Origin of the sequence: Bradyrhizobium canariense, assembly GCF_019402665.1 — a bacterium.
Taxonomy (GTDB): domain Bacteria; phylum Pseudomonadota; class Alphaproteobacteria; order Rhizobiales; family Xanthobacteraceae; genus Bradyrhizobium; species Bradyrhizobium canariense.
In genome coordinates this window covers 1-20858 of record NZ_VSST01000027.1, presented here as the reverse complement: position 1 = coordinate 20858, position 20858 = coordinate 1, and the positions used below count along the sequence as shown (strand labels likewise).

Genomic DNA, 20858 nt, shown 5'->3' with positions numbered 1-20858 from the left:
GTTGTTGGCGCCTAGCTCGACGTGAGCGCGACAGCTCTGGCTATACCCGGATCAGCGCGTAACTTCGGACGGCGTGTCTCAAAGCATCCGCCCTGATCGATAGTTAGATTCACGATCTCGCATCGCGCAACAGACATCGAATCGTTTGATGAAACGCCCTGGTTTTGCGATGGATGACATCCGCCCTCCGTTGGGCTCGGGCTACAATCTGAGCGCGTCTTGCAGCATGGCAGCGGCCGATGACGTAAGCCCGATGCAGGTCCGTGAGACGCCTTGAGCGGCGACCCTCTCACAGTAACAGGGGAGCGCTTAGAGCTTCGCAAATGCATCAAATCTCTCAAGCATTTGTGCGTAGTCGGTCGATCATGAGCAGCGCATTGATCTCGACCGGACCCATCTTTCGCAATCCCGAATGTGAGCCTGTGCTGAGCATGCAAAGCCGGCGGGCCCGCGGTGGGTCATCTGGCTGAGCTCGGCCGCTGGCGGACCGTCCCACACAACTAAAACTCGTCACAATCCCTGCGCACAGCTTCGGTACCTTCGATTAATTTGGTAAGTGTGCGATGGATGATCCAGGCTCGCGACTGTCTATCGAAGCACCTCGCATTCCGAACCTTGATCCTCGGCAACTTCGCTATGCTGTTATAGCCGCGGACTTCGGAAGTCTCCGACAGGCGGCTGACGTACCTCTTGTCAAACAAACGACGCTTAGCCGCTCGATACGACAGTTCGAGCATCTCGTGGGTATTGCGATTTTTGAGCGGTCGAACGCTGGCATTCGTCGACAGCCGCAAGTCGTACTTTTTTCGTATTGCGCGGTTCATACTCGAAAACATGGAGGTCTCTCAGCGCCAGAAATCTGCGTGCGCCATGCTTGAATTCAGGCAATGATTCCCAAATCGACCTGACTACGGCTGAGCGATCAGGAACACTTCCGCGGGCCGAGACGCTCAAATTTTCTGCGCAATGGAGGCCAGATAACGAGATCCCCGCTCTGGAGAGGCTCATCGATTGCGCCTGCCCTCCAGAGGGCTGACTGATTTGAACGGCCAAGAGAGGCAAGCCACCGTGGAAGTCCACTCAACTCGCGATAGGAGGCAATAGGTGGGCTGCGGCCTCATCGACACATATGAGGAAAATGAAGGAGACCAGCATGTCCAGTCTGAGGCTATCGGTTCGCAACCCACCTCTGAACACATCGAAAGAGAGGACTGAGAAAGCTCGATTGACGGCTACCATGAAAAGGCGGGCGCTCAAGCGCAAGATCAAAGCTTCCAAAATTTCGGTGGTGTCCTCGTCTGGGTCGACGCCGGAACCGGAATCCTAGCTATTCCGAATTGACCGCACCTCACAGTAGTCAACGAATTCGCTGGCAGGGGTGCTGAAGAAGCGCAAGCAAATGGAGTGACCCATTCAAGAAACAATTTTGTTACCGGCAACTCGCCATAGGGCTTCGACCGCGCCTGTGGAATTTCGAGATCTACGCTGGGCGATCGCCGCATCCCAGCACCGAAGCCTGCGGCAAGCGGCGGAGACGCTCAACATCAAGCAGTCGACTCTTAGTCGCCGCTTGCGCAATCTCGAATGCAAGTTGGGCAGCACTCTGTTCGAGCGCACAAATGGCGGTACGCGACCGACCATTGAAGGTCAGGAATTCCTCGATGCCGCCCGGCGCGTCGTGGGCGAAGCTGATGCAATGAGCGCTCGTCTCAAGACCCGCTCGCGTGGCGAGAGCGGTCGGTTGACCATCGGCATCCACACCTCCCTCTCAGCCGGCAATCTCCGGGCCACTCTCCTCGAGCACCGGCACCGCTTCCCCGATGTCGATAGACAACTGGTCGACGGAGCGAGCGACCATCTGATCTCGGATCTCGCCAGCTCCGCCGTTGACGTCGCCTTGGTGGCCGAGCCCAACCCGAAATGGAGTGACAGGTCATTGTTGCTCTGGAGCGAGCGTGTCGTTGCCGCCCTCCCCGCGAACCATCCGTTGACGGGCCGTGGAGTAGTTCACTGGGGCGAACTGAGGCGCGAATCGCTTTTAATGTCACAGCGAGGCTGGGACCGGAATTCCTGAAGCTCCTCATCAGCAAATTGGGATCCTCCGACCCTTGCCTGCTGCTTCGCCATGATGTCGTGCTCGACCGCTCCTCTCCTTGGTCGGCGTGGGCTGGGGCATTCTACTGATATTGGAAAGTGCGACTGGCGCAGTCTATCCGGGTGTCACCTTCCGCGAGGTGCATGATGCCGAGGGTCCGACGCGGCTGAGCTTCCGCGCCTATTGGCGGCAGGCCAACTGCAATCCATCGCTGCGTCCGTCCTCGACCTGCTTCGCGAGCGCTATCCGGATCTTTCCGGTGACGCAGGTGCGGGCTGAGCAGCATTTCGCCGCGCCTTCGCAAAGGCGCGGTCGGTCGCCATGAACCGCTCGATCATCGGCGTGATCAATTTGGCAGGATCGGTCGGCGCCGTCGCGCCTCCGCTACGCGTCAGAATCTCGGCATAGCTTTTGATGTCCCTGAAGACCGCCGCTGGAAGCTCGATGGTGAGCTTGACCGGCTTGTCGTCTTCAAGCGGCCCAAGTTTCAGCTTCGTCATGGTGTTCCTCCCTTGCCGTCGGGCGCCAGTACCAAATCGCGCGTGACGATCACGCGGACCGGGACGCGTGGCCGGATAGTTAGCGTCGGCTGGATGTTGAGCTGGCGCTGCACGACCTGCTGCCCGGTCTGGCTGATGCTGTTGGATGCGCCGCTGCGGATCGCTTGAACAAGGTTGTTCTCGTCCTGGCTCGTGCCCGCCTCGGCTCCGACGCTGAGCATGGTCGAAAGACCGGCGGTCTTGAACAGCATGCCCCAATGGTTTTCGACCTCGTCCTCGAGCCCAGCATGACCACCGGTGTCGGCGCCGGGCTGGCGCTCCAAGACGATCGAGTTGCCGTCGGGCATGATGATGCGGGTCCAGACCAAGAGGATCCGACTCGGGCCGAAAGCCACGGAGCTGTCGTATTGGCCGATTAGCTTCGCACCTTGCGGGACCAGAAGATATTTGCCGGACGGACTGCCATAGACCGCCTCCGTGATCTGGGCGGTGATCTGACCCGGTGCCGTATAAACCTAGGTAGAGAGCGCCGCCGGAGAACGGATACACCTGGACCGCGTTGATGAAACCGGTGCGGACCGGCTGCACCCGTGCTGCGGCGTTGGCCTGTTTGACGCGAACCTTCGGATCAGCAGCTTCCGGGATTCGTTTGCCGGCGGCGAGCGGTTTCAACTGCCCGGGTAGCGGCAGGGGTTTGGCAATTCCACGATCTTGACGGGCGACGGCGGATCGGCGGTGAGCGTTGCCGGCTCCGCGGTATCGTAGTTGATGTCGGGGGATGAAATTGTGCGCAGCCGCCGAGCGTCGCGACGACAGCAGCAAAGCCGTAAGTGCGGATTTACGGAAGCACGTATCCCTGTCTTTCCGGCTTTGCTGAACGATTGAGAGAGGCGAAGCCGGACCGCCGGCGCTTACGGAAATCGGCGGGGTCATTGTCCCAGCTCCTTCGACCAGTTGATGGCGTTGACGTAGACGCCGAGCGGATTCTTGCGCAGCCGATCGGCGTCGGTTGGAGGCCGAATCGCGATGGTAAGGATCGCAGTCTGTGGTGCCGGCGAGCGCCCCATCCTGATAGCGGTGCTCGACCCAGGCGACGCGGAAGCTGTCGGGCGAAGCGCGGATGACGCTGGAGACGTCGATCGCGAACTGCTGCTTGCCGAGACTAGCGAAGGGGTCATTGGCGCGGGCGTAGTCGTTCAGCGCCAATGCGCCCGCCCTGGTCGTGAAATCGTAGGCCTGCGGCCAGTTCTGCCGCACGATGGTCGGATCGGCTGGAAGCGAGCGCACCATCATGATGAAGTGGGCGAGGTACCAGGCAATCTGCGGGTCGCTCGGCCTGTAGTCGGCCGCAGCCGGCGCCATGGCTGGCGCCTCGCCGAGCTTGTCGACCTGTACACCCAGGGAACGACGGTGCCGTGCGTGGACTGCCAGACGAGCCCGCCGACCAGGCCGCAAGCCACGATCAGCGAACCGAAGGCCCATCAGCTGCCAGTTCTTGGCTTGCACGCGGGCCGAGCTGATGCGCTCATCCCAAACTTGCGCCGCGCGCTGATACGGAGTTGCGGGTTCGGGCGTGCGGCCGTAGCGGACCGACGATCGCCGAAAGACTGACATTCGTTATTCTCCTCCCGAGAGGTCGACGGAGTGGCCGCCGCCATGGCTATCGCCGGATTTGAGGGCTTGCGCGGCGGACTGCGCGCTGCGAACAACCGCCTCATTGCGTTTCATGCGCTGGACCCAGGTGGGCAAACCTCGCTCGCTCCTTGGGAAGCGGTCGCTCTTGCGGCCTCGCCACCCTCAACGACTCCCGTAGTCGAGAAGCCACCCGTGTTAGCGAAACTGGCGCGGGCGCCTGAGGCGAAGCTCTCCTGCATTGCCCCGGTTGCTTGCTCGGCGGCGCGCCTGACGTGTGCGGCGACAGCACTGGCCGCCGCACGGCCCGCGCCGCTAAGGCCGGACGCAACGTGGCCCGTGCCGGACCGACCGGCCGAGGCGAGGCTGTAGGGGGAGGACACGCCTCCCGCCATCGCCGCACCACCACGCGCGGCGGCCGCCGCACCCGAGGCCGCCGCCATCGCTCCCCTTCCGGCGAGAGCGAGCGAAGCGCCGCCATCGCCGTGCCGGCGACGGCGAGCTAGCTCCGACAGCAGCGCCCGTGCCAAGCTGCGGCGCGCCAGGAACAGACCGTTAGCGATGCCGGGCGCCGTGGCCGAGCATGGTGAGTGCGGCGAGCACGACAGAAAACCCCCGCTCGATCGTCGGCTGGCCGGCGCCATAGGTGGTGGTGAACTGCGAGACAGTCCGGTGCCGATGCCAACGAGACAGCGAGCACCATCACCTTCACGCCGGAGGCGACGACATTGCCCAGCACCTTCTCAGCGAGAAAGGCAGTCTTGTTGTAGAGGGCGAAGGGAATCAGGATGAAGCTGGCCAGCGTTGTCGGCTTGAACTCGATCAGCGTGACGAATAGCTGCACCGCCAGAATGAAGAAGGCGATCAGGACCAGGAGCCAGGACACCATCAGCACCGCAACTGCAAAGAAGCTGGTGAAGCCCAGCATCTGGCTTGCGGCGTTCAGCAGTGGGTGCCCCGCGTCGAGACCGACCTGCGCGAGCCGGCCGGGCCCCAGAAAATCGGCTGTCGAGATGGAGGAGCCGCCGGCCTTCAGGCCAAGGCCGGCGAAGCTATTGAAGATGATGCCCGAGAGAGTGTTGAAGGCGAAGAATCCGATGTAGAGCGTCATCTTCACCAGCCGCTGGAGGATGCCTTCGTCGGCGCCCCACGCCCAGAACGGCCGGCCAAGGTGATGTCGAGTGACGATCAGCGTCGAGGCGAGAGAAGTGGTCTCGCCTTGGATCAGGCCGAAGCCTGAATCGATATAGGTGGTGAAGGTGTTGAGGAAGGTGTCGATGACGCCGACGTTGTTCATCGTTATCTCCCTCCGCAGCGTTCGTCGTCGACGGTGTGGCTGGCGCGGCCTGTTGCGGCACGGGCCGCGCCGGCCCGCCGAACAACCGCGCGCGGTTCTCCTCCCAGACCGCCTGGCAATGCGGATCTTCGGCATCCTGGGGGCGAAGCGCGCGGCAGCGGTGCAGCTAGGCCGAGAGATCGTCGGGCGTAGAGACAGCAGGAGCGTCGGATCTGGGTTGTGGCGCGGGACGGCGATGGATGGCGGACACCCACTTCCGCCTGCCGCCGGCACACTCGCAAGCACATGAAGTCGACCAACATGCTGGAGCGGCTCAACGAGGAGATCAGGCGACGCACCTATGTGGTACGTATCTTCCCCAATGGCGAGAGCTGTCTACGGCTCGTCCGTGCGTTGACCGTCGAATCGCCATGAGCCTTGGCTCGACGACCGTCGCTAGCTGAACATGGATCTGTTGAAGGACCACAAGAAGGAGGCGCTACGCCAAGTGGCCTGACAATGCTCGGGCCCACCAAAGGGATGGACGCCACCCCCCCCCGCCGCCGTCGCTCGCCCGCTGCGCTTCTGGGTGAGGCGAGCGACGGCGGCTCCGAGGGGATGGCTCGGCCGGATCCCATGACCGACTTTGCTGAACTTGACGCACAGAACTCTCTTCAGTCGCGGAGTTCGGCTGGATGTCTGCTAAAAATTGGGTTCGCCTGACCTCCTTCCTTAGGGCGTTGGCTTACTGAGGGGCCTTAGTGGCAAACCCTGGCCCGCAGCTTGCAGTCCACGTCGCCGGTCTCATTGCATCCGGCCACCGCGCCTTGCTGCGATAGCTCCTCTTCAAATTCACCAAATGGGTGGGACCACCACGCACGTCCCAGCCCGCGTCCATTGCCTATGGCAACGGCGGCGCAAGCGTTGTTTTCGTAAGCTTCGATTTTGCAATCCGAGCCGCCCTTGCGGCGACAGTCGAGCAGGGCCCACCGTTTAGCGCCCCTTTGTGATCTACACCCGTGCGAGACACCGACCACGTCATCTGGTTTGGAGTATGCGATGGCCCCGGAGCCGGCGAACGCGGTAGTGTTTGAAATGAACAGCGCGAGGACGCCGATTATTAGTTTACGCATTCACTTTTTCTCCATTTGGAATTGAGCATCGCAGCGATTGGCGCCTCCTGCCCTACGGCGAGATACAGCAAGGGCCGTGCCAGCGCTCCTCGCGCGCACTAAGCGCCTGATTGTGCTTTGAAACGGTTCGCGATACGCAAACGGCGCAGGGTGTTTTGAATCTCACAGCTTTGTGCACCGCCGTCAGAAAGCGGACAAGGATCGAGGGGCTGACGCATCCGGACCTTGCCCCACGGACTTGATCCGGGTTGAAGGCAATTCCTTTTTGGCAATGCGCGCGGCGCCCTAAGAGACTTGCGGTGGGCTACCGCCAACAGCTGCAAGAGGATTTCACGGTCTCGCGCCGCTTACAGCAAACTAGGGTACAGACTCAATTGAGCCAATATGCGACGAGAGCGGCGAGCTGAACAGCGGCCAAGAAATTCCGGGCGAGCTTGTCGTATCATGTGGCGATGCGGCGGAAGTCCTTGAGCCGGCAAAAGCAGCGTTCGATGACATTTCGGCCTCCGTCGCGTTTGTTGAAACGATGAATGACGACACGTTGGATCATTGGGAATGACGGGCTTGGCGCCGCGACCAGCGATTTCGGCCGAAGGTTGTCCCCGTCGTACCCTTTGTCAGCGAGAAGCGCGCTCATGGGCGGTGCGAGCGCCAGAACATCGGGCGCGGCAGCGATGTCGGCATCCTGACCTGAGGGCCAGATGCAGGACGACCGGTCGGCAGAGCGGATCGCTCAGCGCATGGATTTTTGTCGTACGGCCTCCCCGCGAGCGGCCGATTGCCTGATTGTGCTCCCCCTTTTCCGCCGGAGGCACACCGATGAGCTTTGATCGAAGTCGAGTCGAGCGACAGCACGACGGCATCTTTGCCAGCTTTGAGCAGTGCTTGAAAGATTGCGCACCATCGTTCGCGCTTGGCCCCGTGATTGAAGCGGTTGTAGATCATCGTGTAAGGACCGTATTCGCGCGGACAATCGCGCCATCGCGCACCCGATAGCAGCATGTGAACAATACCGCTGATGATGCGCCGATCGTCGTCCCGATCCGGCCCCGTCAGTCCCGTCGGCAGATGAGGTTCGATACGAGCCCATTGCCTACCCCGCGAGCATTGTCTCGCTCCCGAATCAAGAACACGGAGGCAAGAGAATCACGTGGCGCTATTTAGGTTCAGACCCTAGCAGCGAGAGACAGCTTAGCGCCGAATGACGTCTGCCGGCCGAGCTGATGATCCGCCGGCACGCTCGCGGACCGCATTTCCGGGTGGTAGATCTATATTCACAGACGCGCCTTTATCAGTCGCTGATTAAAACCATGACAACCGATGAGGTCTAGGCCAAGCGGGCCGGTCTATCGGCAGACCAGTCAGCTCGTTCATCGCGCGAGCTGACCCTCGGACGCAGGACCTGAAACGATCAGCTGCCCTAGCGGTCGTCCATCACGCCGGTCAATTTCCGAAAATTGAATCATATCTCAGCGCTGGTGACCCAAGCCAATCCCCAAGGTACGTGCTTTCTGTCGTAGAGACCCCTCGGATCGCTTCATCAGCTTTGAAACCCTAGCTACAGGGGTGCGAGCCTTTGAGTGCGCTTTGAGCAGCTTGACGTCATCCTTACTATACTCTTTGCGCTTGGCGGTTTTTGCCACGTGGTGTTCTCCGATTTCACTTTGCACATTTGCAGCGCCTTGTTTTTGGCGAAGACGCAGCTGCTTCCCATTACCATATCAATGGTCATCGACAACTATTCAAGCGGATTTTTCTCTTCGAGATAAGAACTGGAACTACACGCGAATTTGTCCTCCCTGGATTTTTATCTGCGTGACAAACCCGATTCTCGACATGCACGTCACCCAGCTTCAACATGGAAGCGAGCAATAGAGAAGGGACGCTCGATGCGCCATCGAAAGACAACTCGAAAAGCGCTTCTTGAATGCTCCGACCTCAGCTCACCAAGACATTTCGTAGAATGATATTTTCAGGCGCCAGTATTGATGGAGTAGCGCTGGATCGCGGGACACTCGCACTGCCTCACTTGAGCGCGCATCATTAACCGGCCTCCACGGCGAGTGCACGGCGTTACCGCGCGAAGAACAAACGTCTTGTCCTATTTTCCGAAGCCCAGCGGCTTTAAGTGAAAGTACTCACAATGGCAAATCTTGCGATGCCGGATCCTCGTCAGCTGATCGAGCACGGCTCGCCCGTCCTAATTTGATCTGCCGCAGTATTCTTGATCTAACTAGCCACGTTGAGATACCCAGGCAATTCCGCGGCGAGAACGATCGCTGCCCCCGTCTCATGGACCCGACGAACCAGCGTCGTGATATTCCCCGGACTGGTCACTACCGCATGGTAAACAACCCGCGGGCCTAGCCGTCCTGGGTGAGCTTGGCACCGGCAGGCGATTGCTTGATCATGACTTGCCAGAGCGCTTGGCCAGCACAATGCCGGTGGCGCGCTGCGGATCATTCGTAATCTGTGCACATTGACCGCCACTGTCGAGCAGATGCAGGTCGAACTGTCCAACGCGGTGGAACGGACTCTGCGTCATGTCAGAGGCCTCGCAACAAATCCAGGCGAGATGTGGAAATTTCTGCCGGAGCGTGAGGCAGGGCTCAGACGCTGTATCAATAGCGGCGAGCGTCTGCTCGATGTTCGTCAATTCGCCTGCGGCGAGCACCATCTGCATAATCCTTATTGCCAGAACAAACGTTCAGGGTCGGCGTTCAGAACCGCTGTCGCCAAGCCAAGCCGTTGATGGGTCGAATGCCACTCCCAGACGCCCTTGCGGTGATCTTTGCGGAACAGCTGCCATGCCGCCCCAGTCCTATCGTGGTGCAACAGCGCGACGTCGACGAGACCTCCCTCCGCATCGATATTGCCTGAGCAGCACGGGCTCTCGACCAGATAGCCGCCAGCAATCGCTGTCACCTTTGGCGAGACATATCGGTAGCGCTCGCGCCTCGTCAGCGCGCGCACGAGCCGCCACCGGTCGAGCTCGTTGGGATGCGCGGGCAATCCGGAATGATGTCGTCTGATGATGGCGGCGTTCATTGCGCGATGTCCTGGACTGCGGAAATTTCTGCCTCGAGGCAGCCAACCACCAACTGCTTGCCGAAGTCGACCATATAAATGGGTAGGTTCGCTTCCGTATGGCGACCGACCTGTACGATCTCACCAATGTGTCCGACGCTGACCAGACACTGTTCCGCCGACGCGTCGGGAAAGGAACCGTCGTTGAGCAGATCGATTGCAGCCTTGACACGTTGGCCTGAGCGGTATTTTGGCAACCTCGGTTCGATCATCGGGGTGCCCTTCCTGACAAGCAAGGCTCCTCGCCTCCGTGACTTCGCGTGACTAGATCGAGCTCCTTGCATTTCATGCCGACGCGATAGCCGGAGTCGAGGAATTCGACGCCATAGATATAAAATTGTTGCAGGAACGTGCCGATCGAGACGACATAACCAAGCTCGCCTTTCTTGACCAGAACCTCACCGATCTCCTTGCCCACATAGGTGCCGTCGTTGCGGATGGTGCGGTTTGCCTGCACCTTGTCGCCATAATCAAAGAAGGGGGCGTCCGTCAACTCGACGATGTCACTATCACGGACGATGTTGCTCATGCTGTCGTCTCCGTTCCATGCTTCAACTGTACCGCGCCTCGCGAGCGCCCGGCCTTACGGAGCGCCCTATCATGATCCTCGATCAACCGCGTTCGATCCCCGCACGGCGGCGCGGCTGTGATCATGAGTTGCATGAGCCTTTCGGGATCCCAGTGCAGCAAAATCAACGCCCGCAACTTAAGATCCAGATGCTTGAGATAACCGTCCGTCAGCCCATGGTTGATGTTGAAGAAGCCGTCGACGCGGCACGCGCGTTCGTCCTCGACGGGGGCGTGCTTGAGCCGGCGGCGAGCCGCGCGTTTCAGCGCGGGATGCGCACAGCCGGCAGAGTCGACCTGATTACCCCGGCAACTGAGGGCGTTGTGGACGTCACCACTCACGGTCCCGCCGATACGCTCGAGCGTGCCTAACAACACCTTGGCGCCAACCCCCGCGTGACCGAGCCCGAGCAGTCTCTCGACAGCTGCCGTCCTTCCCCGAGTTGCCCGAGACGCATCTCCAAGTAGGCAACAAGCCTTGACCGAGAACTGGAAGTCCCACGCGAGGTGCTCTCATTGCAGCCGAATTCCGGCTTGGTGGGGCCGACCGCGCCGGTGGCAGGAAATTCGTCTCCGCATCACGTGGTCGGGTGCCAACGGCTTGGCTTGGCGCAGGTAGATTTCGGCACTTTCATCGAGGTGATAGGATAGCTCTGCCGCCTTGGGATGATGCTGGGCCGGCTCGACACCGTGCGACCAACACAGGACTCGGTGTGGACGCCCTCGTTTCTCTCGGATGACCGACTAAAGGCCTTGGGCATGAATGTCGCCTGCGCAAGGCTGGCCGCAGGTGACTGGATTGATATCGCTGAAGACGGGTCCGCTCTTCGTCGGCCCATCGGCGAAATCGTCCCTTGGCGCTGGAGAAAGCGGCCTTCGGGTCGACAGGAATAGCTTAACGCGCTCCCGCCGATATTCGCGTCTCCAGAATATGGCTTAGCAACTGGCGAAAAAGCCGGCGACCAGGGCGAACCGTCCACCCGGTATGACAAGGCGACCGGCGCGACCGGCGCCTCGTCGAGCATTACCCGCCAGAGTTTCTGAACCGTTCGTGTCGTGGTGACATCCATCGTGGCCCTCACGCAGGCATCTGGTGACGCGGCAGCGCCGTGTCGAGCACGCACGTATTGTCAACCGGGCAAACCGCCACGCATTGCGGTTCATCAAAGTAGGCGGCGCACTCGGTGCATTTCTCAGGATCGATCAGGAAAACGCCGGCTCGCTCGGAAATAGCGAGATTCGGGCATTGTGTTTCGCACGCCGAACAGCCCGTGCATTGTGAGGCGATGATCTTGAACGGCATTATCTGAACCCATCCTCAGGCGGCGGAAATCAGCGCGTTGTGGCTGGCCGCCGAATCGACCCGCTCAACGTGCTTGATCTTTCCCTCATTGACTTTATCGAGATAGAGTTTGAACCAGGCGATTGCTGACCCATCAATGGACTCCCAGGCGTACTGATCGACCGGCTCGATGCCGGCCTTGATCAATTCGGCCTTCGGGCAGCCGCCGATCTTTGAGACGAATACGGCGTGGCAATCCTTGATGGCGCCGATGGCGATTTCGAGCTTGCTGTCCTCGCCATGGCCGTCCTGGCAATAGGGGTGGATAGGACGATGACCAATGAATTTTGCGCCGGAAGTCGAGAGCTCGTAGATCTGGAACTCCTTGGCATGACCGAAGTGCTGGTTGATCAATCCCGAGCCCTTGGTTGCAACCGCCACCAGCACCTTGATTTCGCTGGACGCGCTGGCGAGCTCTGCAAGCTTCTCCTGCTTGGCCGCAAGCTTTGCAATGCGCGCCTTCTCGACCTTGGCCTGATACTCCTTTCGGGCCTGCTGGTCGTATTTGATGTTCATGGCCATGATCTTTTCCATGGTGAACTCTGCGCCGCGGTCCTCCCCGAGCAGTCCGACGGCGTCGGCCCGGCACTGGCGACAATGACGCATCATGTTCATCTCGCTTTCGCAGCTGTCCTGCAACGCGGTCACTTCCCGTGCGGTCGGGCCGCGTTGCCCACCGAGACCGAACACGGTGCCGTGCTCGGGCGACGATATCAGCGGCATCACGTTATGCAGGAAGGCGCCGCGCGACTTCACGGCCTTGTTAACCTCAACCAGATGCTGATCGTTAATCCCGGGAATCATCACCGAGTTGACTTTGCACAGGATGCCGCGCGCGGTCAGCATCTCCAGGCCCTGGAGCTGCCGATTGCTGAGGATGCTTGCGGCTTCAATTCCGGTGTAGCGCTTGTGGCGGTAAAAGATCCATGGATAGATCTTTGCACCAATTTCGGGATCGATCATGTTGATCGTGATCGTCACGTGATCGACCTTGAGTCTGGTGATCGTGTCGACATGATCGGCTAGCGCAAGACCGTTCGTCGAGAGGCACAGCTTGATATCTGGCGCGAGCTTGTTGACGAGCTCGAACGTCTTGAATGTCTTGTCCGGATTCGCCAGGGGGTCGCCAGGGCCGGCAACGCCGACCACGCTCATCTGAGGGATCGCGGAAGCGACCGCCAGCACCTTCTTGGCGGCCTGCTCTGGCGTCAACTTCTCGCTGGCAATGCCTGGGCGCGATTCGTTGGCGCAATCGTATTTGCGATTGCAGTAATTGCACTGGATATTGCAGGCGGGTGCGACCGCGACATGCATGCGGGCATAATGGTGGTGCGCCTCCTCGCTGTAGCAGGGATGGTTCTTCGCCTTTTCCCAGACCTCGTTTGGCAGATTGCCGATGCCGGCCTGAGATCCGCAGCTCGCCTTCCCGCTGCCACCGATCGTACCGCAGCCCTTGTGCTTAGCCATAACTTGCATGGTCTCTCTGATCTCGCCGCCGCCGCAGGATAGCTGGTGTTGCGCTGAAGTACTCATTCTTCCAATTCTCTCCGCAGGCCGAACTTTTCCGGCAAACATCCCCAGAGTCGTTTCTGAAGAGCCAAGAGCAACTGGCGTGCCATGTCTGCCACAAATGATTTTTGCGTTCGCTTCAAGCAGTTAGGTCACGTTGCTCGTATGTCGGTGTTATCAACTCATGTTGGAAAGCTGACAGAGATTGCGATCACAAGAGCGCTGGCAGCGTTGTTTTGGCGACGGGTAGGCTGCTTCATCTAGGCGCTTGGAAGAGCAGGGCGGCTGGCGTCCTGTAAAGTTGATCTTGTCGCCAAAATGTGACGCCAGTGCAAAGCACAATCCGCAAAAGACGTTCCGGACGCTTTGAAGGACAACTTGGTGTGGCGATTCTTCGTAGTTGCAGACAAGAAGCAGCCCCGTTACCGACCTATGCCGAAGATCACGCGGGCCTCTACGTGACATTCCGGAAGGCATTGTCAGGCAGGTGAAGAGAAACGCCTGGTGGCCACGGTGCCGACAGCCACGAATTCGATCGTGCGTCCAAACGTTGGCTGGGTCTCGAATAGATCGCGGGGGTGTAGATGCCGATCAGATTCACGAGCTGCAGCCGCCTCGGTCGACATCGCTCGAACTGCCGTCCAACAACTACCAACATCGCTGAGGTCTCGGCATCCAGCCAGCCGATCCTGCTCTTCAGGAAACGGAGGCCCAGCACCAGCAACTCGGCGTGCTCCCGGTTGTCCTTGCCGTAGCCGTGGCCTCCAGCGGCATGCTCGTAGAAATACGCCTCATAGCCCATCGCCTGCAGCTTCGCTACCATTTTGCGCGCATGTCCGGGATGGACGCGATCGTCCCGCCGCCTGGTGGCCATCAGGATCGGTGGATAGGACTGCCCGGGTCTTGCGGTATGATACGCAGAATAGGTCTTCAGCCACTCCCACTCCTCAGCGTTGTCGGGATCGCCATATTCGGCGAGCCAGCTCGCCCCGGCGAGCAGTTTTGTGTAGCGGCGCATGTCAATCAGCGGGATCGCGCAGAACAGCGCGCCAAAGCGCTCGGGATATCGCGTTAGCATATTGGTGATGAGGATGCCGCCGTTTGATCCACTCTCGGCCGCGATCCGCTTGGCCTGTGTCACGCCGCGCCTAACGAGATCGGCGGCAACCGCTGCGAAATCATCATGCGACAATCTCTTGCCGGCGAGCCGACCGGCGTCGTGCCAGCGCGTGCCGAACTCGCCGCCGCCGCGCAAATTTGCCTGAACCGTGGTGCCGCCGCAATCGAGCCAAAGCTTACCGAGCGGAATTGTAGTACGGTTTCACGGAGATCCCAAACCCGCCATATCCGCTCATATGGACCGGCGCGTTGCCGGGCTGCCTGACGGGACCGGTCTGCAGATAGGGAATTCGCTCACCGTCGATCGAGATGGCCTCGTGCCACGTGACCACGCATTGCTCCGCGGCAAACGTCTTCGGCGCCTGCTTCAGCACGGCGGGACTGGTAACGCCGCGCTCCATCAGGATGAGGGACGGCGGCGTGAGCGGATCCTCGACGTGGGCCAGCAAGTCGCCATTGCTCTCTGACGGATCGCGATCGAAAGACCAGATTTCGACGACGCCAAGATCAGGAAGCCCGGCCAATTGCTCGCGGTTCCAGCCATAATCGGATGGTGTGCAGATCTCGAAGACTGGCCGGAGTTCGTCGAGAATGCAAAGCACGAGCTTGCCCGCAGCCCAAAAGAAGCTCTGCAGCGCACGGCGCAGACCCGGCTCGAAGAGAACCTCGAATTGGCGGCTGCCCGCCAGGAATGCCGGCAGCGGGATGACGAGCACCGTATCCGCCGCATAGGTCTGCCCTGCCACAGACCAGGATTCGCGCGGCTTCAGGGCAAGCCAGTTGCGATGCGACCGCATCCAGATGTTACTTGGCAGATCGAGCCTCGTCTTGGCGCCCGTTTCATCGCCGAGCCAGACCACGCAATTGGAGACGTCTGTCGCATCGAGGAACCAGATCCTGGGCGGCACGACGGTGTCGTCAACACTGCAATCGACTGACACATGAGCAACCTTGGTCTCAAAGATCACTGCCGCTTGGTCAACATGCGTACCGCGCCGCCACAGCCTCACCGTGCGCGCATAGCCGGTGGTCGCGGCCATGCCGTCGCCATAGGAGCTTAACAACACCAGCGTATCAGAATCGAACCATACGCCGCTGCCTTTGGCTTCGGGCAAGATAAAGCCATCGCGGATGAAGAGCTTCGTATCAGTGTCGAATTCACGCAAGGTCACGGCATCGCTGCCACCGCGCGATAGACTCAAGATCCACCGCGAGTGACTTCCAGGCGGTGCGACCGTGGCGTTTAGAAGCCAGTCTTCGCCTTCGCTGACGGCAAGTTGATCGAGGTCGAGCAAGACGTCCCATGACGGCTTCAGCGAGCGATACTCTTCCAGGGTGGTTCGCCGCCAGAGGCCGCGTGGATTGTTGGCGTCCCTCCACAGATTGTAGAGATACCCGCCGCGCCGGCTGACATAGGGGATATTGTCAGGTCGGTCGTAAATCGCCGTCAGCGCATCTCTGTCTCGTTCGGCTGCCGGTCCGCCAAACACCTGAAGTGTTCTGCTATTCTGCCGCTCGACGAAGTTCAGCGCACGCGCGCCTTCGATCTGTTCCAGCCATAGATAGGGATCATCGTCAGGAGCGGAAGGCGTTGGCCTTCCGGTTCGCGACTTCGTCGAGGCTCTTTCTGTGACCATGCTTCATTACAACCTTGGCATTGACGCGTAGCTCCGAGATGGTTCAAGGATTTGCATCGCGAACGTTGCATCACGATTTTTCAGCTACGACCTGGCCCGGCGCGACATTCAATCCTCTCGACACTGAATGTTGCGGAGTTGCAGCAATTGGCCTGACGCCGTTAATGCGACGACCGGGCTGGCGATGTCAGTGCAATGGGCGTCGCGAGGGTTTCCCCCATCAACGCCAACGCGCTGGCCCGACGCCTCAGTGCTGGCCTAGGCCGAGATGTTGCGTTTGCCACCGTGCGCCGCCGCGATCTTGGTTCCGAAGAACGCTTCGAGCGCTTCCGGAGTGATCAGCGCGCTCGGCTGAAACCTTCCGCTACGCCAGGCCCAAGCCCAAGGAACGAAGTGGCCTTCCTCGCAGATGCCGGACCGCCCCGGCAAGAATAGCTTCCGCATCGCTGGTTTGGCGAAGTCTGTGGAACCGCAGCATTCATCATTCGGTTGCTTCGCCGCCGCGCTTCCTGGCGTTGATAGTGATTGGTAGAGTGGTGTCACTCGCCATCGCCGGTAGGTCGAGCACCCAGCCGTTCGCGATTCTAATCCAACCACCCCACAGCGTCTCGTGCTCCCATTCGACAATCGGCTCCTCAAGATCCTTCTTGGGCACATAAATCGAAAGGCCCGTCTCGGGCGAACGGCGAATCATGACCTTCATGGGAGCTCCGCAAGTTGTGAGCTCTCGCCCGCGCGCTCCTGACGCGCACGCCACATGGCTCTCTGTTTGGCAGTGATGTCCGGCATGACCTGTAGGACACGATCGATCTCATCCGGCGCCGTCTCGCGCGACAGCGAGAAGCGAACCGCACCGCGCAAGAAGGCCGGTGGTACTCTCATCGCGCGCAGGACGTGGGACGGTTCCATCGAGCCGGACGCGCAGGCCGAACCGAGTGAGACGGCAATTCCGTTGCGGTTCAGGTGGTGGACGATTGCCTCTGCTTCGAGATGCTCGAAGGCAATGTTTGACGTATTTGGCAAGCGATTCTTGATATGGCCAAGCACCATGCAACAGCCGACAGCGAGAATGCCTTGCTCCAGCCGGTCGCGAAGGGCGCCAATCTGCATCTGCTCTTGTATGAGGTGTGCTGCTGCGAGTTCCGCCGCTTTGCCGAGCCCAATAATGCCCGGAACGTTTTGGCTGCCAGCGCGGCGACGCCGCTCCTGAACGCCGCCGAAGATCAGCGGCCGGAACTTGATGCCGCTGCGCAGATACAGCGCGCCGATCCCCTTCGGACCATGGAGCTTGTGGCCGGAGAGCGACAGCATGTCGATGTCCGTGGTCTTCAGGTCAATCGGAATCCGCCCGACCGCCTGGACCGCGTCGGTGTGAAAGAGCGCGCCGACTGAGCGCGCCATCTGGGCGAGGGATTTCACCGGAAAGATCGTACCCGTCTCATTATTGGCCCACATGACCGAGGCGATTGACGTGCGCCTCGACAATGCGTTGCGATAAGCCTCGATGTCCAATCGGCCGCTTGCATCGACCGGAATGACATGGGTCTTGACTCCTCGTCGGCCCAGCTCCTCGGCAAGAGACAACACGGCCGGATGCTCAACGGCCGTTGTGACGATCTCGTCGCGTCCCTTCTGTACGGCGAGCGCCGACAGGATCGCCGTGTTGTCGGATTCAGTCGCGCCCGAGGTGAAGACGATCTCGTGATCGAATGCCGCGCCAATGAGGGCCTGCACCTTCCGGCGCGCTTGTTTTAATGCGGGCGCAACCTCAATGCCGAATGCGTGCGCGGACGACGCATTGCCGAATTGCGCAGAGAAGAACGGCAGCATCGCCGCAACCACCAAGGGATGTACACGGGTCGTCGCGTTGTTATCCAGGTAGATCGGCCGCACGGACTCTCCGCTCTGCACTTAATGTCCCACTTTGGCAGCTCCGGGGAGCGGGATCAGGCGGACGAACTCGCCGAGCCGCTCGACCAGGCGCGCCTGAATGGCCGCGAGCGTCGTGCCCGCAAGCTTGCATAACATGCAGGCGCCGGTAAGCCTGACCATGATCTTGTTGCCGTCGATTTCGACGAGCTCACAATCTCCACGATCACGCCTGAGGCTTGGCCGAATCTCATCGAGCACGGCGCTGACAATCCGCTCGCGATCGGCAGGCTCGATAGTCGAAGACTGATTCGTTCGTTCAGCCTTCAGGGCCATGTTCGATGCTCCTTCCATCGCCAATGGTCCCAAGGCAACTTAGCCGAACGATTTGCCGCAGGAGCAGCTCGATTTGGCATTTGGGTTATCGAAGCGGAACCCTGATCCTTCGAGTGACACCACGAAATCGATCGTGGTGCCGCTCAGATGCGCCCGGCTCGCGTTGTCGACGAAGACTTTAATCCCGCCTTGCTCGAACACGGTCTCATCGGAGCTCGGCTCATCGGCAAGGCCCATTTTGTATGTGAACCCTTGGCAGCCGCCGCCTTCGATCATGATCCGCAAACCGCTCGCCGGCTGCGCTGTCGAGGAGATTGCGGCCTTCAGTGCGTTGATGGCGCTAACCGTTAGGTTGATCATCTCTGGCTCGCTCTCACTTCTGTGGCAAGGTACACTTCGCAAATCCCATGCCAGTCGAGATGCAGCTGAAATCACTTGGTCTTGCAGGCGACGACCCATTCGATTTGCGACCTGTCGGGTTCGCGACAGGCGGCTTTCCAGCATCCCAACATCATCCGGCCGAGACCTGGTGATGGTGCCAGCACGTATCCATGCACATCGCGCCAAGCCGCCGCTTACGCTCTACGTCGACGCAGACATAGGGGGACGGCAAACAACTTGCATGAAGGTAGCGGACACGTCGCATTGGGCGACGCGTGCACACCACACATTGATGGGGAGCCTTCCATGACCTCGATCGACAACACCGCTCTTGGCCCGCTGGACAAGGAGGGGCGGTTGCTGAATGCGGTGCTTAAGAGTGAAACAACGAAGTCGGGGCGATTTGGATTTCGAGGCGACATCGCGCTGAAGTTTCAATCCCAGCTCGCCGACGAAAAACGACCGCCGGACTATTCTATCGAACAAGTTCTTGCAATCGCGCAGGAGGGCGAACCCACCATTCCAGTTCTTGCCGGATATCTGCATTCCTTCGCATATCTACCTGAGGCCGCAAAGGTGCTGGACGGCAGGTTGAGCCCCAAAGGCAGCTATTTCATCTTCTGCAACAACGTTGATCTGCTCGCGAAGTACCGCACCAAGATAGGCGAGATCACCTTCCGCATTCTGCCTTGCGATGAATCAACTGTGTGGAAAGAGATGATGGACCTCGCCGGCGTCGACAAGAATGACATCAAGAAGCTCGGTACCGCCGGTAGACTCGACTACTTGCTCGACGCAGCCAAGGACATCGATGGATCATACACGGAGATCTCATACGAGGACGGCCTGGCCAAAATGGAGCCGGTAAAGAACAGAAGCGAAAACCGCCCCGTCTGAGGAAGCGCCTCGGACCGTCTCTCGCCAGCTCAGCGGCTGCTGCGGCAGGCGCCGGGTTGGCGTTCCAGCATAATCGAGTTGCCGTCGGGCATGATGGCGCCGGTCCAGACCAAGAGGATGCGGCTCTGGCCGAACCGACAGAGCTGTCGTGTTGGCCGATCAGCTTCGCACCCTGGGGAATCAGCAGATATTTTCGGCGAGGACTTGATCGACCAGCGAAAGGTCAGTGGTTGTGCTGCCGACTTCGGCCGGCAACGCGGCAAACGAGCCAATCGATCGCTCCGATCCGCGCCCGTCCCCGCTTGGTCGGCCCTGGTATCCTTTGGTCCGAAAGAGACCATAGGCGGCCCAACAGGCAACCAGAATGTCTTTCGACTGGTTCGCCAGGATATGGAACGACAGCGTACTGACTTTGCTCCAATCAACCGCAGTTGGTCCGCCGGCATCCATGCGCCGCAGTTCGGCTTCGAGCCGTTCGAATTCGGGCACATCACGGACATTCATGCCGGCAGGCGCGGGACCCGGCACAGGCGCAGCACCGCGGCACGAACGTGCATCGATATCGCCTCGAGACGGACTTCTTGTCGCTGTCATCGAGTGCGAGCAGAACTCTTTGGAAGGAACCTTGCACCTACTAGCACGACGCGGTATTTCGGTCATCCGGAAGCCGTTATGCTGCACCTCAACGCAGAAGAAAAATGATGCTTGAGAATCCGATTGATCAAAGCGCCGCTTGGCTGGCGGACGGATTTAGTTATGCAGCCAAAGCAAGTCCATTGGCTCTGGATCGCATTAGAAGGGACTAAAAGCCGGGACGATGACCTCACGATTAGGTTGCTTATCAGCGTCTCCTGGATCGCGGATTTTTCGCGCTCGATCCTATGGTTGGAACAGCCCGGTAGGTCACGCACCGAACGCACTGATCTCGAAGTGGCATATCGAGCCCGGCGCGGCGGTACTCGATCTGGGGTGCGAATCCGATGAACTGTCATTATGGATACGTGGTAAGGTCAGGGCGCCAGGTCGGGGCGACTCGAAGCCGTTGAGACGGGTTGCCGACGATGCTGGTCCAAGCACGAGAAGCTCAACTTGTTCTGGAGCGCTTGCTGGCCCGCGGGAGCGCCTAGGCGCCTGTCACGAGCGTCGCCGCCCGTTGATTATCGAGCGGCAGAGCTGGCCACGCGAGGAGCGTGCCAAGCTCTCCAGGAACAACGACGCGACCGGCGCGAACACTGCAAGCGGGGACAAGGCAGCGCCAGGCTCGGGGCTATGCCGCCCCGAGCTACTTGAAAAGTTAATTTTGGGTCGCCGGCTTCGCGGCCGATGGCGCAGTGCTCGACTCGGCTGCTGCCGGTGAAGAGCGGCCGACGATGACACTGAGCAAGCCCTGGCCCCACAGGCGCTTGGCCGCCGCCTTGGCATCGTCAAACGTCACCGCATCGACGATGGCGTTGCGCCTCTCGATGTAGTCGATCGGC

The 20858-nt window shown here is 60.1% G+C and carries 17 protein-coding genes and 9 pseudogenes; 4 read left to right on the top strand and 22 right to left on the bottom strand.

What is annotated here, in order from left to right:
- Positions 1-563: 563 nt before the first annotated feature.
- Together FXB41_RS15310 and FXB41_RS15305 are read left to right on the top strand one after the other, a co-directional pair.
- On the top strand, positions 564-878 hold the full coding sequence (locus FXB41_RS15310) for a helix-turn-helix domain-containing protein (protein WP_219682327.1): 315 nt from the start codon (positions 564-566) through the stop codon (positions 876-878).
- Between the two features lie 587 nt (positions 879-1465).
- Positions 1466-2074: a LysR family transcriptional regulator gene (locus FXB41_RS15305; RefSeq protein ID WP_311985853.1), complete on the top strand. Its 609-nt coding sequence runs from the start codon at positions 1466-1468 to the stop codon at positions 2072-2074.
- Between the two features lie 263 nt (positions 2075-2337).
- On the opposite strand, the gene FXB41_RS15300 is transcribed toward FXB41_RS15305, so the two are convergent.
- From FXB41_RS15300 to FXB41_RS41970, 5 genes and pseudogenes are all read right to left on the bottom strand, one after another.
- The gene (locus FXB41_RS15300) at positions 2338-2595 is read right to left on the bottom strand and encodes a DUF2274 domain-containing protein (RefSeq protein ID WP_219682326.1); all 258 of its coding nucleotides are present in this window, start codon (positions 2593-2595) and stop codon (positions 2338-2340) included.
- Positions 2592-3528 (bottom strand): annotated as a pseudogene (locus FXB41_RS40795) (TraB/TrbI/VirB10 family type IV secretion system protein). Before FXB41_RS40795 ends, FXB41_RS15300 begins: the two are co-directional and overlap by 4 nt.
- Before the next feature lie 20 nt (positions 3529-3548).
- Positions 3549-4209: pseudogene (gene trbF / locus FXB41_RS15290) on the bottom strand (conjugal transfer protein TrbF); the annotation flags it as partial.
- 3 nt (positions 4210-4212) lie between these two features.
- Positions 4213-5524, bottom strand: a pseudogene (gene trbL, locus FXB41_RS41975) (P-type conjugative transfer protein TrbL).
- A 97-nt stretch (positions 5525-5621) separates the two neighbouring features.
- Positions 5622-5690 (bottom strand): annotated as a pseudogene (locus tag FXB41_RS41970) (putative entry exclusion protein TrbK-alt); the annotation flags it as partial.
- 82 nt (positions 5691-5772) lie between these two features.
- Here FXB41_RS41970 and FXB41_RS15275 point away from each other — a divergent pair.
- A pseudogene (locus tag FXB41_RS15275) lies at positions 5773-5963 on the top strand (transposase); the annotation flags it as partial.
- Between the two features lie 298 nt (positions 5964-6261).
- Here the strand turns inward: FXB41_RS15275 and FXB41_RS15270 are convergent.
- From FXB41_RS15270 to FXB41_RS15205, 14 genes and pseudogenes are all read right to left on the bottom strand, one after another.
- Positions 6262-6636 (bottom strand): DUF4189 domain-containing protein, encoded by a 375-nt coding sequence (locus tag FXB41_RS15270; RefSeq protein WP_219682325.1) that lies wholly within the window; start codon positions 6634-6636, stop codon positions 6262-6264.
- A gap of 370 nt (positions 6637-7006) precedes the next feature.
- Positions 7007-7731, bottom strand: a pseudogene (locus FXB41_RS15265) (IS5 family transposase); the annotation flags it as partial.
- A gap of 1312 nt (positions 7732-9043) precedes the next feature.
- Positions 9044-9313 carry a DUF6129 family protein gene (locus FXB41_RS15260; protein ID WP_246648881.1) on the bottom strand — a complete coding sequence of 90 codons (270 nt, stop codon included), beginning with the start codon at positions 9311-9313 and terminating at the stop codon, positions 9044-9046.
- A gap of 11 nt (positions 9314-9324) precedes the next feature.
- Entirely contained in the window at positions 9325-9684 is a 360-nt protein-coding gene (locus tag FXB41_RS15255; RefSeq protein ID WP_219682324.1) for a DUF3024 domain-containing protein, read from the bottom strand.
- Positions 9681-9935 carry a nitrogen fixation protein NifZ gene (locus FXB41_RS15250; RefSeq protein WP_219682323.1) on the bottom strand — a complete coding sequence of 85 codons (255 nt, stop codon included), beginning with the start codon at positions 9933-9935 and terminating at the stop codon, positions 9681-9683. Before FXB41_RS15250 ends, FXB41_RS15255 begins: the two co-directional genes overlap by 4 nt.
- Positions 9932-10252, bottom strand: coding sequence for a nitrogen fixation protein NifZ (locus tag FXB41_RS15245; protein WP_219682322.1), 321 nt, complete (start codon positions 10250-10252; stop codon positions 9932-9934). The genes FXB41_RS15250 and FXB41_RS15245 overlap by 4 nt, the downstream gene beginning before the upstream one ends.
- On the bottom strand, positions 10249-10632 hold the full coding sequence (locus FXB41_RS41965; protein ID WP_219682321.1) for a 4Fe4S-binding leucine-rich repeat protein: 384 nt from the start codon (positions 10630-10632) through the stop codon (positions 10249-10251). Before FXB41_RS41965 ends, FXB41_RS15245 begins: the two co-directional genes overlap by 4 nt.
- 736 nt (positions 10633-11368) lie before the next feature.
- On the bottom strand, positions 11369-11593 hold the full coding sequence (locus FXB41_RS15235; RefSeq protein WP_219682320.1) for a 4Fe-4S binding protein: 225 nt from the start codon (positions 11591-11593) through the stop codon (positions 11369-11371).
- A 15-nt stretch (positions 11594-11608) separates the two neighbouring features.
- Positions 11609-13165 carry a nitrogenase cofactor biosynthesis protein NifB gene (gene nifB / locus FXB41_RS15230; protein WP_219682319.1) on the bottom strand — a complete coding sequence of 519 codons (1557 nt, stop codon included), beginning with the start codon at positions 13163-13165 and terminating at the stop codon, positions 11609-11611.
- Between the two features lie 643 nt (positions 13166-13808).
- A pseudogene (locus tag FXB41_RS15225) lies at positions 13809-15897 on the bottom strand (prolyl oligopeptidase family serine peptidase); the annotation flags it as partial.
- Positions 15898-16378: 481 nt separating this feature from the next.
- Complete coding sequence (nifT, locus tag FXB41_RS15220; RefSeq protein WP_219682318.1) at positions 16379-16600, bottom strand: putative nitrogen fixation protein NifT; 222 nt, start codon at positions 16598-16600, stop codon at positions 16379-16381.
- Positions 16597-17790: a cysteine desulfurase NifS gene (nifS, locus tag FXB41_RS15215; RefSeq protein ID WP_219682317.1), complete on the bottom strand. Its 1194-nt coding sequence runs from the start codon at positions 17788-17790 to the stop codon at positions 16597-16599. The genes nifT and nifS overlap by 4 nt, the downstream gene beginning before the upstream one ends.
- Positions 17791-17808: 18 nt before the next feature.
- A complete protein-coding gene (locus FXB41_RS15210) occupies positions 17809-18102 on the bottom strand; it encodes a NifU family protein (protein WP_219682316.1) in 294 nt (97 codons plus the stop codon).
- Positions 18103-18141: 39 nt separating this feature from the next.
- On the bottom strand, positions 18142-18462 hold the full coding sequence (locus FXB41_RS15205; RefSeq protein ID WP_219682368.1) for an iron-sulfur cluster assembly accessory protein: 321 nt from the start codon (positions 18460-18462) through the stop codon (positions 18142-18144).
- 327 nt (positions 18463-18789) lie between these two features.
- Between FXB41_RS15205 and FXB41_RS15200 the strand changes: the two genes are divergently transcribed.
- Complete coding sequence (locus FXB41_RS15200; protein ID WP_219682315.1) at positions 18790-19380, top strand: hypothetical protein; 591 nt, start codon at positions 18790-18792, stop codon at positions 19378-19380.
- 47 nt (positions 19381-19427) lie between these two features.
- Here the strand turns inward: FXB41_RS15200 and FXB41_RS40775 are convergent.
- The 3 genes and pseudogenes from FXB41_RS40775 to FXB41_RS15190 all read right to left on the bottom strand — a co-directional run.
- Positions 19428-19585, bottom strand: a pseudogene (locus tag FXB41_RS40775) (TrbI/VirB10 family protein); the annotation flags it as partial.
- Positions 19561-19974 (bottom strand): type VI secretion system ImpA family N-terminal domain-containing protein, encoded by a 414-nt coding sequence (locus tag FXB41_RS15195; protein ID WP_259217576.1) that lies wholly within the window; start codon positions 19972-19974, stop codon positions 19561-19563. The pseudogene FXB41_RS40775 and the gene FXB41_RS15195, both read right to left, overlap by 25 nt.
- A gap of 700 nt (positions 19975-20674) precedes the next feature.
- A pseudogene (locus tag FXB41_RS15190) lies at positions 20675-20858 on the bottom strand (insulinase family protein); the annotation flags it as partial.